Origin of the sequence: Pleurocapsa sp. PCC 7319 (assembly GCF_000332195.1) — a bacterium.
Lineage (GTDB): Bacteria > Cyanobacteriota > Cyanobacteriia > Cyanobacteriales > Xenococcaceae > Waterburya.
Genome location: NZ_KB235922.1, coordinates 3,047,917 through 3,060,052 on the forward strand (window position 1 = coordinate 3,047,917; position 12,136 = coordinate 3,060,052).

The window sequence follows — 12,136 nt, forward strand, 5'->3', positions numbered from 1 at the left end:
CAGCTGATAGCTGATAGCTGTTAGCCATAACGTTTGGTTACTTTTTGGACAGTTTGAAATCAATTTGCCAAATCAAACAGCAAAATTTCGCTATCTTGGCTACTTCCCGTAATTACAATTTGAGTTTCATCAGTGATTGCAGCTCCGTCTCCAGCCTCAAGTAGCTGGTCGTTGAGTAAAACCGATCCTTTAGCTATCTGTAGCCAGGCAACGCGATCGTCTTTGAGCTGGTGACTTGCGCGATCGCCTTTGGACAAAGAGACAATATACAGTTCAGCATCTTGATGAATTATCACCGAATTTTCTCTCCCATCTCTTGAGCCAACTAATTTCAACTGTCCTTGTTTTGTCTCAGGAGGATAATGCTTCTCTTCGTAACTGGGTTCGAGTCCTTTTTGGTCTGGCATAATCCAGATTTGTAAGAAATGAACTGGATCCGTCGCTGAAGCGTTAAATTCGCTATGTCTAACTCCTGTTCCTGCGGACATTCTTTGCACATCCCCAGGGCGAATTACTGAGCCATTCCCCATGCTATCCCGATGCTCTAATTCTCCCGATAGGACATAGGAAATAATTTCCATATCTTGATGTCCATGAGTACCAAAGCCTTTAGCAGGTATAACTTTATCTTCATTTATCACGCGCAGACTGGCAAAACCCATGTGTTGAGGATCGTAATAACTACCAAATGAAAAGGTGTGTCTGCTGTCCAGCCAACCAAAGTTGGCTACGCCTCTTTCATCTCGGGGACGAATTGTAATCATTTGGTTTTACCTCCTTGATCTAAAGTTTTGTTGCTCTATATTTATTATGAATTAGTTTTTTAAAAAAGACAATATGATATTTAATAAACGTATTGTATCTATTTTTTCTACAATCTATGGATAAATTTGCTAGTATGCGAGCCTTTACTCAGGTAGTAAAGTCAGGGGGATTTGCTGCCGCTGGTAGAACCATGGGAGTATCAAGATCGACAGTTAACAAGTTGGTGATTAATTTAGAAGATGAATTAAACGTACAGCTATTGCAACGTAGCACTCGTCAAGTTAATCCCACGCCAACAGGATTAGTTTATTATGAGCGATGCGTTAATATTTTGGCAGAAGTTGCCGCAGCAGAGGTTGCCGTATCCCAGTTACAAACTGAACCCAAAGGAATACTCAAGATCAATGCCCCGATGTCGTTCGGAACATTATATTTAGGCAAGGCGATCGCCGATTTTATGGCTCAATACCCGGAATTACAGGTTCAGCTAACCCTAGATGATCGCTTTATCGATCCTCTGGCGGAAGGATACGATCTGACTATTAGGATTGGTCAACCAGAAACAGCACCGAGTTTAGTTTCTCAGGCGATCGCACCTACACCAAGAGTTCTTTGTGCTGCTCATAGCTATCTGGAAAAATACGGTGTTCCTCAACATCCTACGGATCTTAGTGAGCATTCCTGTTTACATTACGGACATATAGTGACAGGAAACCGATGGCTACTCTTGGGTAATGAACAAGAATATCAGATAACTGTCAATGGAGTGCTTTGTTCTAACAATGGTGAAGTTTTAAAAGATGCTGCTGTCAAAGGTTTAGGTATTGCCCTATTACCGATCTTTATTATCAAACAAGAACTGGAAACAGAAAAGCTCGTGGTGATTCTGACCGACTATCAGCCTCCAGAGATTAATCTTTGTCTTGTTTATCCTCTAAATCGGCATCTGAACACTAAGATCAGACTATTCACTCAGTTTTTCCAGCAAAGATTTGGCGATGAAATCAGTTTCAGCTAGTTTAAGGTTATATATAGCGGTTCTCGTATTAATGAGATACACCTTGGTGGAGTCAGGGAATAGGGAATAGGGGTTTTCAGGTTTTTGACTAAGTTTATATTTGTACCTCACTTATTTAAGAACCGCTATAAAATGTATTTATTATTTTGGTAAGAATTTCTATATTCTTCTTTCTAACCATTCTTTACCACCAGGCAAATCAACAAAATATTCTCTGACAGTAGATAATAAATCTTTGGCAGAATATTGATAAGTCATATCTATTAAAGATAATGCTATTTCTGTAACTTGCTCTTTATTGACGACTTCTGCCAATTGAATCGGCGTATAAGTACCACCAATAACTTCTATACTTGCTTCCAAAATTGCTACTTCAAAAGCTTCTTCTAAATATTCAGACCAGTCATCTTGTTTTATGTAGTAAGATCTTTTATTATCTTTTAAATTCAGTTTTTTAATTTGCCTAATGGAATCAATGATGGACACCGCCCAAGAATTTGTTAGGCGTTTTTCTACTTGATTTTTAATCAAATGAATTAATAAACGAACTAGGAAGGATTCAATATTACGTAAAATTGCTTGTTTACCCATTCCTTCGAGTTCATCAACAATATTTAGTGCATCTTGATAGCGACCTTCGACTATACTTTGTCTAAGATCGATTAATTCTTGAAGCATAGTATTTAAGAATAAAGGGGATACGCCCCAGCTATAAGCCATAAGCTTTAAGCTATAAGCCCAATCAAATAGGGTATTAAACCCCTTAATCTTAGAGCTTAGAGCTTTTTGATAAATCGTAAGGACAAACGGTTGTTTGCCCCTACAATATTAGAACCTAATCGGCAATTTTTTCCAGAGTCTCAAGCAGTCGTTTTTTATCCTCTCCTAGCTGATTAAGTAATAACCAAGTTTGAGTCAAATCGGGACCATGTAATTCTCCGGTTAAACTAGCCCTAAGCGATCGCATGACTAAGCCTTTTTTAACTTTTTGGCTTTTAGTTACTTGTTTAATTAAAGCTTTGGCATCTTCTTCTGTTATGCTGTCGGCATTTTTAACCCCTTCAGCTATTTCTGTAATTACAGCGGCTACTCCTTCTTGTTGGAGTAGATCCATCGCTTCCTCACTGTGTTCAACAGCATCGACAAAGAACACACTAGTTTCTTTGATCACATCTGTTAAACGATTTAAAGTAGGTGCAGTTAAAGCAGTTAAGCTTTCTAACCAAGCCCGATCCATTTTGTCTACGGCATAGCCAGCTTCCTGCCAATAGGGAATTAATAAACCAGTTAATTTGTCAGCAGGCATTTGATGGAGATATTGACTGTTAATCCAATCCAATTTGTCCCAGTCAAATTTTGCTCCCGCTTTGTTAACCCGTTCTAGATCAAACTCCTTAGCTGCTTCCTCAAGAGTGAAAATTTCTTTTGTCGCATCGGGAAAAGTCCAACCGAGTAAAGTCATGTAGTTAACTAAAGCTTCGGGTAAAAAACCCATCTTACGAAAATCATCAATGGAGGTTACGCCGTCCCGTTTGGATAATTTGCGTCCTTCTTGGTTGAGAATGAGGGGGCTATGAGCAAAAGAAGGGACTTCTGCGCCTAATGCTTCATAGAGCAAGATTTGTTTGGCAGTGTTGGCAATATGATCTTCTCCACGAATAATGTGGGAAATTTGCATATCGATATCATCTACCACTACCGCCAGATTATATAAAGCCTGTCCATAAGGCTGATCTTCTGTTTCTGCAGTGCGAGCAATAACCATGTCTCCACCCAAATCACTTCCTTTCCAAGTGACTGTGTCTCTAATTAAATCTTTCCAGACAATAGTGCGATCGCCATCAATTTTAAAGCGAATTACTGGCTTACGTCCTTGAGCAGCAAAAGCCTCTTGTTCTGCTGAAGTTAAATCGCGGTGACGATTATCATAACCAGGAGCTTGTCCTTTCGCTTTTTGAGTTTCCCGCATCTCTTCTAATTCTTCGGGAGTACAGTAGCAAGGATAGGCTAAACCCTTATCGAGTAAAGTTTGTACGGCTTGTTGGTATTTATCTAAACGTTGGGTTTGAAAAAATGGTCCTTCGTCCCAATTAAGACCCAGCCAAGCTAACCCTGATTTAATATTCTCTGTATATTCAGGACGCGATCGCGCTGCATCTGTATCTTCAACTCTCAAGACAAACGTACCTTGATGGCGATGGGCAAATAGCCAATTGAATACAGCTGTCCGTGCTGTACCAATGTGTAAATTTCCTGTCGGTGAAGGAGCAATCCTTACTCTAACACTCACAAAATACCTCTTATTTGAAAATTATTTGTTATCTATTAAGATAATATTCCCCTCGGGGAAATAAATCTGTATTTACTTGAAGTTGTCTATTTTTTGCTTAAGATGCTTGAGAATACATTTGCACTTTGGCTGCTTTGACATCATTGCGGACGGTCGCGACATCAATTCCTACTTTTATCGTGTCTTTTACCTTTGGGGTATATAAAACGCAGATTGATTGTCTCGTATCGGCTAACAAATATTTTAATTATTCCAATTTTGGCTTTTCCCCCTTCGTTATTGGTATACATGGTTTTCAGTAGTGAATTAAATTCACACCAAATTCACACCAAATATACATAGGAATTCCGAAAGACTACATCTAACAACTATCCAAATTAGTAGTATCTATACTGAGATTCAAACCTATTTCCATCTATAAAAAAACATCTACAACCCTTTATTTCATTGAGTCATGGAAGTTTTTGCAATATTCACACCAAACAGTGTTATGATAATTAATTGTGAAAACGGGGCGTAGCGCAGCTTGGTAGCGTACCACTTTGGGGTAGTGGGGGTCGTGGGTTCAAATCCCGCCGCTCCGATACATATACAGTAAGGGTTTCGGGGATTTCTTGAAAAGGAATTAATTGGATTGTTTTAATAATATCCCCAATTAATCCCCACCTTTAATAACTTACTAAACCTTCATCTAATTGAAAACATTAAGCTACAGTCTTGTTCGGCAAGATTATCACTTTCTGCCACCTTCTACCACTTTTGATACTGCTGATGGTTTCTCTCGAAACATTAAACTGAGAACCAATAGTTTTCTGTTTTAAGTTACCTTCAGCTAGTAACTGCTTGATCTCTATAACCTGAGCCTCCGTCAACTTTGAGAACCCATTCTTTTCACCTTGGGTATTTAACTTTGGTCTAAGTCCATTACTGTGAGCGTGGGACATATTCTCTAATGCGTTTACCCATTCCCAGTTGCACACGCTAGCATCGGTCTTACACCCACTCCAACAACTAGCACTAATAAAAAACAAGAGCGTGTCTTATCTGAGTGGGAACAAATAGACCGTAGTAGAAATAGTAGTAGAAATACAACTAGACTGGAAGGAATTGCGATTGAAGTATTTGTAGAAATGAAACTCAAAGATGACTTGAGGTACAACATACTGACAAATGACTTTGAGTTAAAGGGCAAGGTTTTTAACATCAAGGTATGTCAGTCAGAGATATACGAACACTACAATGTAGATTGCTCTAAAGTACGCTTGACAGATGTTATTACCAGTCCATAGTTCAAGTGCTTGTTCTTCCACAAGTTTGTTTTCTTTGGTAAGTGTGTGAATAAGAGACGAGACGCAATATATTACTTCTCGCTGTACAAAGTCTTGTACTGAAATGTTAGTAGCCGTCATAGTATTGATTTTTTATTCAAGTAAATAAGTAAAAAAATCCCTGCCCTCAATAAAGAGAACAGGTTTGACTTTTCCTTCATCGAAGACAAGGAGCAGGGGCTAAACAGTTTATGGCGACTTATTTAGGTCAATGTGTTTGATGTGCAGATCCTCAGAAAATCGTCACTAGCTTCATCTAAAACTACTGTTAGTTCCGCTTGCGCTCAGACAGAGCGATAAACAAATGTCAAACTGAAGACAGCTAAGTAGATGGGTAAATTAGAAAATGTTTTAGTTAGGGAATGGGTAAGGAGAAACAGAAAATAGAAAACTGCTCTTTATCTCAAGACAAATTTCAAGTTTGTTTGCTTCAATCTACTTACCTTTATTCATATAGATGTAGTTGAACGATGACTTATCAAGTAGAAAGCTTATTTCATACTCAAATTCCTCATAACAAACATCTCTCTCTCTGTCTCAGGAAGTATGGGCAAAACCAATATTCTGTTGAGTGGTATGATGAAACTATTGATAAATTTTATAATCCTAAATATTATAAGGATTTATCACTGTGTTACAGAGATTTTCACAGAATACTCAAGAATAAAGTTGGTTTCCATGGTTCAAAATAACTACTAAAATATATCTATTACGCTGTGTGCGACTCTTTTAAAATTATTGATTTTACTGGGTTTTAGAACTACAGATTTTTATAAAATACCTTGAAAGTATTATTCTTTCGTGAGAAGTTGCACACGGCGTATCTATTATTCAAAATTAAAAGCAATTTTGTAAGCTTTACTTGTAAAAAGAAACTAATCCTTCTCAACACCCCCAAATTTTCTTTAAGTTTCATAAACAGAGATAATAAATAGTTTCAGTAGGAAAACTAAGTTTCCTCCATATTGCAAGAACCTCAAAATAATCACATCCTGTCGGCATTAACTCCTCAAGTCTATAAAAACCTAGATAAGCACCTTGGCGTAGTGGGGGTCGTGGGTTCAAATCCCGCCGCTCCGATGCAAATAAAACCTTCTCTCTGAGGGGGTTTTGTCATTTATAGAGATATTTTTAAATCACCTCTGATTCTCAATAAGTAACCTATTTTTGGTATTTTTCAAGGGTTTTCAAGCTAAAATTGGTAGAAGATTGGTAGACGGATTTTCGTCCCTTAACCCCTCATGGCTCAAAGCGATCGCGACATTACTGGTAGACGAATTGGTAGACAGAGGAAAAAACCCAAAGGAACGGTGGGAGACTGTCGCCAGGATAACTCAGATTTCAGCCTTCTTGATTTGAAGGCTTGCCTTAGGGGTTACAAGTACGTCGAGGAAGTCTGGAAATTACTTCCGCCAAAACCCGACCCAATTTCTTGGGCACAGATCTTGGTCAAAGTTTCTAATCTAGGCTCTGTACACCCTAGACAAACCGCTGAAACTTCTTATTGATTTGGCGAAGGTATTGAATAAAACTTGTCGTTAACAAGATAACAATATTGGAAGAAAAGCAAAAACTAAAAGCTGCTCATGACTATCGAAAAGTGCTGATTTGTTGATTGTTTATTCAAGCTGAACTATGATTGATACATAGCAGTTCTCAAACCCATGAGGAACAATTAAAGTGTCGAACGATTTTGGTAAATTAATTCGTCAAGCTAGAAAAGAACGAAAATACTCTCAGCGAGAATTAGCCAAGCTGTTAAAAATGGATTTTACCTATCTATCCAAACTAGAAAATAATCGAGCTGATTATGCACCCAAAGAGGGGGTAATTCGCGGTTTGGCACAACATTTAAACTTAGACGAAGAAGAGCTAATTTTTTTGGCAGGAAGAATTCCTCAACAGGAAGAAGATTTACTTAAGCAACACTATAAGGATATGCCGGTTTTATTTCGTCGGATGCGGGAAAATCCTGAATTTGCCCAAAGAGTATTCCGCGAAGCTTCCATGACAGACCAATAGGAACTTCAAATTTGTGAGTGTTTTTCGTCCGTTTCGATTTATTCCCAAAATTGAAATCGAGGCTTGTGCTTTAAATGTTTGGTTAGAGATGGCAAAAGCTCGTTTTGAGCTTCAATTACCTTTAGATGTCAGTTTAATTGCGGAATTTTTGGAACTGGATTTAGTATGGGATACGATTCCAGATGATGCAGGAGGTACAATTGCAGCGAGAATTTTACCCTTAGAAAAACTAGTTGAAATTAACGAAAATATTCCCCAGCTACGAGGAGGTTTCGGCGAATCGACGATTGCCCATGAGATCGGGCATTGGATATTGCATATTGATAGAGTGCAAGTAGAACGTTATATTAGACTGAAACAAAAAGGTGTTGATGTTCAGGTAAAACCTTTTCTCTGTCATCATGAAGATAATTTAGCGGGAATTGAATGGCAAGCACAATATTTTGCGGGATGCTTGCTGATGCCTCAGCATATATTAACTGAATTAATACAAGGCAAAGACTTAACTCAATGGTCTCATCTCTACCACATTGCGCAAAATTTAGGGGTAACTATTTCTAACCTGACAACTCGTTTACAGGATTTAGGTTGGATTGTTCTAGGTTCTAATACTCGTAAAATTAAATTGACTAAAACTACTCCCATAATCTAGCCAAATATTATTCATGTGAATGAAAAATAATCTAATACGTTTTTCATTTAAGGTCGATAAGAATATAAGCTGACCATTTTCACCTCTACAATTAGATAAAGCAGACCGTAACTAAATAATTAACAACTGACTGATAAAAACACTAAAACAACCTTTTCTCATGAATTTATCAAACAAAGCTTTAATTGGGTTAACTGCCGATCGCTTTCGCCATCCTCTAGACTTAGAAGCTACTAATACTCTGAAGCAGTTACCAGGGTTAGATATTGCTATTCGTAGTGTCTTGGGTTCGGTAGCAGAACAGTTTTTTTATCTCAATAACATTGCCTCTAGTGTTTTAGTTAGCGAGAAACAGTTACCCAATCTGCATCAACTATTAATTGAAGCCTGCGAAATTCTCGATCTAGAGCCTCCTCAGCTATATGTACAGCAAAATCCCACACCCAATGCTTATACTTTTGCCATGAGAGGTAAACAACCGTTTGTGGTACTGCATACATCTTTGATCGAGATGCTTACTCCTCAAGAAATCCAAGCGGTCATTGCTCATGAATTGGGGCATCTCAAATGTGAACACGGAGTTTATTTAACCATGGCGAATGTCTTGGTGTTAGCGGCTAATTTACTCCCAAGTTGGGGGACAATTTTAGCTCAATCTTTACAGGAGAGAATGTTGCAATGGGTGCGCTGTGCCGAATTTAGTTGCGATCGCGCTGCCCTATTAGCCATTCAAGATCCTAAAGTAGTTATGTCGGTATTAATGAAGTTAGCAGGAGGTTCTCCTACTTTGGCACCGCAACTCAATTTAGATGCTTTTATTGAGCAAGCAAAAGCATATGATTCTGTTGGTGCAGATAGTTTAGGAGAAATGCTCAAGACGGCTCAAACTGCACAATTAACTCATCCTGTACCCGTGATCAGAGCTAGAGAAATAGATCGCTGGGCAAGTTCTGCTCAGTATCAGTCAATAGTTGACCAAAAACAGATGACACAAGGTAAAAAATTAGGCTGGAGTAATTGGTAATTTAAGATAGATCTAGATCCTGTTTATAAAATTCAATTGATACAAAATGCCAAAAGCAATTTGGAATGGACAAGTCTTAGCCGAAAGCGATCGCACCGAAGTTGTCGAAAACAACCAATATTTTCCCCCAGATTCGATTAATCAGGAATATTTTCGCCCCAGTTCCACTCACACAACTTGTCCCTGGAAAGGACAAGCTAGCTACTACACAATCGTTGTCGATGGCAAGGAGAATAAAGATGCTGCCTGGTACTATCCTGAAACGAAAGAAAAAGCCAACAATATCAAAGGTTATGTGGCTTTTTGGCGAGGTGTAACTGTAGAAGCTTGACGGCTCACCGCCCTAAAGAGATCGCTGATTCATAGCTCTTAGCTACCTTCGGGTATTGCGCGAGTTAATCGGTTTCAAGTGACTACGCAGGTTTTTAATTAAGGCTAAAAGCGGCGCATCGCGCACATGCGGCGAACTATGCGCCTTTGTTGTTGGTTTCCGTGCCGCGAGCGAATGCGCCAAGAAGCTAACGGCTAAAGCGAAGTCGTCCTGGAAGGTCGAGGCTTTAAACCCAGTACGACAAAATTCACTAACTAATTATTGATCCTGAGCTTTGTCCGATGATGGCACAGGATCATAGCCTCCTGGATGAAAAGGATGACAGCGTAAAATACGCCTTACTGATAACCAACTCCCTTTCAAAGTACCATAAGTGTCGATTGCTTCTAGGGCATATTGAGAGCAAGTAGGTTGAAAGCGGCAACTGGGAGGAAATAGCGGCGAAATGAAGCGACGATAACTTTTAATTAGCCATAGTAATAAAGTTTTCATTCGTTTTTGCTCTAGAAGCGGTTAAATCAATAGACAATAAAAATACAATAATCGCCAATATTATATGGGTCATTTAGAATTATCATCTCCGGTAGAAAATGCCATCGCCAATTTTATTTATCCATTGGGGGCTGTTTTTATCTACTTAGCGATGCTAGTAATTTTAGCGGAAACTCTCAGCCGTCTGATTCCTGATGATCCAGAATTAACCCGTAAAATAGTCCACATTGGTAGTGGGAATGTAATTTTACTCGCCTGGTGGCTAGATATTTCCACTGAAGTCATCGTTAGTGCAGCAATTATTGCCGCAGCGATCGCCCTAACATCTTATATCATTCCCATTTTACCCAGTATCGAAAGTGTGGGGCGAAAAAGCTTAGGCACACTTTTTTATGCCATTAGTATTGGTATTCTAACCGCTTGTTTTTGGCAAGATAGTCCTCAATATACCGCAATTGGTATCTTAACCATGGCTTGGGGCGATGGAATGGCGGCAATTATTGGTCAGCGTTTTGGCAAACATACCTATCAAGTTGGGCAAATCACCAAAAGTTGGGAAGGTTCTCTAGCAATGGCGATCGCTAGCTTTTTGGTTACTGGATTAATTTTATGGCTAGTTGAGGGCAATAGTTGGGAGACATGGTCAATTTCTTTAGTGGTTGCATTAGTTGCAACCCTATTAGAAGCTTTTTCTAAACTAGGAATAGATAATTTGACTGTCCCCTTGGGCAGTGCTACATTATGCTTTTTTAGCGTTCAGGCACTATTATTTAGTTAAACACTACACAATTAATGTTGCTCAATCACATTAAATTTAGAATAACTGCTTAAATTAAGCTATGTCAAATCCTTCTCCCGAACAGATTCAAAAACCCGCTATCTCTATTGATAGCAATTTAGAAAGCAATTCAGCAAATACTAAACCTCAAGATAGCTATGTGAAGTTGGCGATGCGAAACATGGTTCGTAAAGGGCGGCAATCTCTCTGGCATTTTTTCTTAACTACTGTTGGTCTAGTCGGACTATTAGTCGGTCTAGCTTATTTGACTAAACCCTAGATATATGGATATAACTGCCAAACAACTTGTAAATGCTGTGGTTTATGTCGAAAATCTCTATGAAGGAAGTTTGATAGACTGCAGCCTGAGTTCGGTCAAGTCCATTCCCTGGAGCAGTTGGTTTCAAATGTGGATACAATTTTTAGATTCTCAAACAGTGATGACCAAGGAGTGTGAAGTCGGTTTACGATTAACTGACGATCGCCAGATCCAGATTCTTAATCATCAATATCGTTCTTTAGACCAACCTACTGACGTATTAGCTTTTGCAGCTACAGAAGTAGATATAACTATTCCCCAAGACTTTGAAGAACCTTTGTATCTGGGAGATATTGTTATTTCACTGGATACTGCTGCCAGACAAGCTCAAGCACAAAACCATTCTCTAGTGATGGAGTTGGCTTGGTTAGCTAGTCACGGTTTATTACATCTTTTGGGTTGGGATCATCCTGATGCTCATAGTCTTAAGCAGATGCTCAATCGGCAGTCAGACTTAATTCAACTAGTTGAAATTCAGCCAAGTTACTGAATAACAGCATTTAACTACCCATTTTGTCTAATTCGATTCTTCTTGTACTGTAAAGTTGTTATAACTTTATAAATTGAATAAATATACGGATTATAGTTGATTCTTTTAACATGATTAAACCAAATCCAAGAACCAATCCCACATTATCTTTATTTGATATAAATATGAAATCTTCTACTATTGTCCCTACTGCTATGGAATCTTCGCCAGTCAATAAAAAAATCATTCGTCAGTTAGCTTGGCAGGTAGCACCAAATTTATTTCTGAGCTTTAAATATGCTTGGGCTGGAGTACGTTATGCTTTTGTAACTCAAAGAAACTTTCGTATTCATACTCTGATTGGTTTCTTGGCTGTGACTCTAGGAATTTTACTAGAAATCAAGGCCATGGAAATGGCGATAATTATTATGACCTGCGCCATGGTGATGATTTTGGAGTTAATCAATACCGCAATCGAATCTGTAGTTGATCTTACTGTTAAGCAAACTTATCACGAGCTAGCTAAAATAGCTAAGGACTGTGCTGCTGGTGCAGTTTTGATTAGTGCGATCGCAGCGGTAATGGTAGCTGCATTTATCTTGCTTCCACCGCTATTGCAGCGTATTATGCCTATGTTGTAATGGAGAT

At 38.7% G+C, this 12,136-nt stretch carries 16 protein-coding genes and 1 tRNA gene; 11 read left to right on the forward strand and 6 right to left on the reverse strand.

All coding sequences use genetic code 11. The annotated features are described in order from the left end of the window. Window positions 1-59: 59 nt before the first annotated feature. On the reverse strand, window positions 60-764 hold the full coding sequence (locus tag PLEUR7319_RS0117800; RefSeq protein WP_019506581.1) for a pirin family protein: 705 nt from the start codon (window positions 762-764) through the stop codon (window positions 60-62). Window positions 765-880: 116 nt separating this feature from the next. Between PLEUR7319_RS0117800 and PLEUR7319_RS0117805 the strand changes: the two genes are divergently transcribed. After that, window positions 881-1,783, forward strand: a complete 903-nt coding sequence (locus tag PLEUR7319_RS0117805) for a LysR family transcriptional regulator (protein ID WP_019506582.1) — start codon at window positions 881-883, stop codon at window positions 1,781-1,783. A gap of 159 nt (window positions 1,784-1,942) precedes the next feature. Here PLEUR7319_RS0117805 and PLEUR7319_RS0117810 read toward each other — a convergent pair whose 3' ends face one another. The 3 genes from PLEUR7319_RS0117810 to PLEUR7319_RS42760 form a co-directional block, all read right to left on the reverse strand. After that, entirely contained in the window at window positions 1,943-2,461 is a 519-nt protein-coding gene (locus tag PLEUR7319_RS0117810) for a DUF29 family protein (RefSeq protein WP_026102603.1), read from the reverse strand. Between the two features lie 157 nt (window positions 2,462-2,618). Continuing rightward, the gene (gltX, locus tag PLEUR7319_RS0117815) at window positions 2,619-4,073 is read right to left on the reverse strand and encodes a glutamate--tRNA ligase (protein ID WP_019506584.1); all 1,455 of its coding nucleotides are present in this window, start codon (window positions 4,071-4,073) and stop codon (window positions 2,619-2,621) included. A gap of 97 nt (window positions 4,074-4,170) precedes the next feature. Continuing rightward, window positions 4,171-4,311: a hypothetical protein gene (locus PLEUR7319_RS42760; protein WP_237743592.1), complete on the reverse strand. Its 141-nt coding sequence runs from the start codon at window positions 4,309-4,311 to the stop codon at window positions 4,171-4,173. Window positions 4,312-4,583: 272 nt separating this feature from the next. On the opposite strand from PLEUR7319_RS42760, the gene PLEUR7319_RS0117820 reads away from it, so the two are divergent. Continuing rightward, window positions 4,584-4,657 (forward strand) — tRNA-Pro (locus tag PLEUR7319_RS0117820). Between the two features lie 120 nt (window positions 4,658-4,777). Here the strand turns inward: PLEUR7319_RS0117820 and PLEUR7319_RS0117825 are convergent. Then, window positions 4,778-5,017 carry a hypothetical protein gene (locus tag PLEUR7319_RS0117825; RefSeq protein WP_019506585.1) on the reverse strand — a complete coding sequence of 80 codons (240 nt, stop codon included), beginning with the start codon at window positions 5,015-5,017 and terminating at the stop codon, window positions 4,778-4,780. 1,625 nt (window positions 5,018-6,642) lie between these two features. On the opposite strand from PLEUR7319_RS0117825, the gene PLEUR7319_RS35865 reads away from it, so the two are divergent. From PLEUR7319_RS35865 to PLEUR7319_RS0117850, 5 genes are all read left to right on the forward strand, one after another. Beyond that, window positions 6,643-6,909: a hypothetical protein gene (locus tag PLEUR7319_RS35865; RefSeq protein ID WP_019506587.1), complete on the forward strand. Its 267-nt coding sequence runs from the start codon at window positions 6,643-6,645 to the stop codon at window positions 6,907-6,909. A 172-nt stretch (window positions 6,910-7,081) separates the two neighbouring features. Continuing rightward, window positions 7,082-7,423 (forward strand): RodZ family helix-turn-helix domain-containing protein, encoded by a 342-nt coding sequence (locus PLEUR7319_RS0117835; RefSeq protein WP_019506588.1) that lies wholly within the window; start codon window positions 7,082-7,084, stop codon window positions 7,421-7,423. 13 nt (window positions 7,424-7,436) lie between these two features. Further along, window positions 7,437-8,075: an ImmA/IrrE family metallo-endopeptidase gene (locus tag PLEUR7319_RS0117840; RefSeq protein WP_019506589.1), complete on the forward strand. Its 639-nt coding sequence runs from the start codon at window positions 7,437-7,439 to the stop codon at window positions 8,073-8,075. Window positions 8,076-8,235: 160 nt separating this feature from the next. After that, window positions 8,236-9,099 carry a M48 family metallopeptidase gene (locus tag PLEUR7319_RS0117845; RefSeq protein ID WP_019506590.1) on the forward strand — a complete coding sequence of 288 codons (864 nt, stop codon included), beginning with the start codon at window positions 8,236-8,238 and terminating at the stop codon, window positions 9,097-9,099. 46 nt (window positions 9,100-9,145) lie between these two features. Further along, entirely contained in the window at window positions 9,146-9,430 is a 285-nt protein-coding gene (locus PLEUR7319_RS0117850) for a DUF427 domain-containing protein (RefSeq protein ID WP_019506591.1), read from the forward strand. A gap of 258 nt (window positions 9,431-9,688) precedes the next feature. Here the strand turns inward: PLEUR7319_RS0117850 and yidD are convergent, their stop codons facing one another. Beyond that, a complete protein-coding gene (gene yidD, locus PLEUR7319_RS0117855) occupies window positions 9,689-9,922 on the reverse strand; it encodes a membrane protein insertion efficiency factor YidD (RefSeq protein ID WP_019506592.1) in 234 nt (77 codons plus the stop codon). Between the two features lie 64 nt (window positions 9,923-9,986). On the opposite strand from yidD, the gene PLEUR7319_RS0117860 reads away from it, so the two are divergent. The 4 genes from PLEUR7319_RS0117860 to PLEUR7319_RS0117875 all read left to right on the forward strand — a co-directional run bounded on the left by PLEUR7319_RS0117860 (window position 9,987) and on the right by PLEUR7319_RS0117875 (window position 12,129). Further along, entirely contained in the window at window positions 9,987-10,700 is a 714-nt protein-coding gene (locus PLEUR7319_RS0117860) for a diacylglycerol/polyprenol kinase family protein (RefSeq protein ID WP_019506593.1), read from the forward strand. A gap of 61 nt (window positions 10,701-10,761) precedes the next feature. Beyond that, window positions 10,762-10,980 (forward strand): DUF3285 domain-containing protein, encoded by a 219-nt coding sequence (locus PLEUR7319_RS0117865; RefSeq protein WP_019506594.1) that lies wholly within the window; start codon window positions 10,762-10,764, stop codon window positions 10,978-10,980. A 4-nt stretch (window positions 10,981-10,984) separates the two neighbouring features. Beyond that, the gene (ybeY, locus tag PLEUR7319_RS0117870; protein WP_019506595.1) at window positions 10,985-11,509 is read left to right on the forward strand and encodes an rRNA maturation RNase YbeY; all 525 of its coding nucleotides are present in this window, start codon (window positions 10,985-10,987) and stop codon (window positions 11,507-11,509) included. Window positions 11,510-11,673: 164 nt separating this feature from the next. After that, on the forward strand, window positions 11,674-12,129 hold the full coding sequence (locus tag PLEUR7319_RS0117875; protein WP_237743593.1) for a diacylglycerol kinase family protein: 456 nt from the start codon (window positions 11,674-11,676) through the stop codon (window positions 12,127-12,129). Window positions 12,130-12,136: the final 7 nt, after the last annotated feature.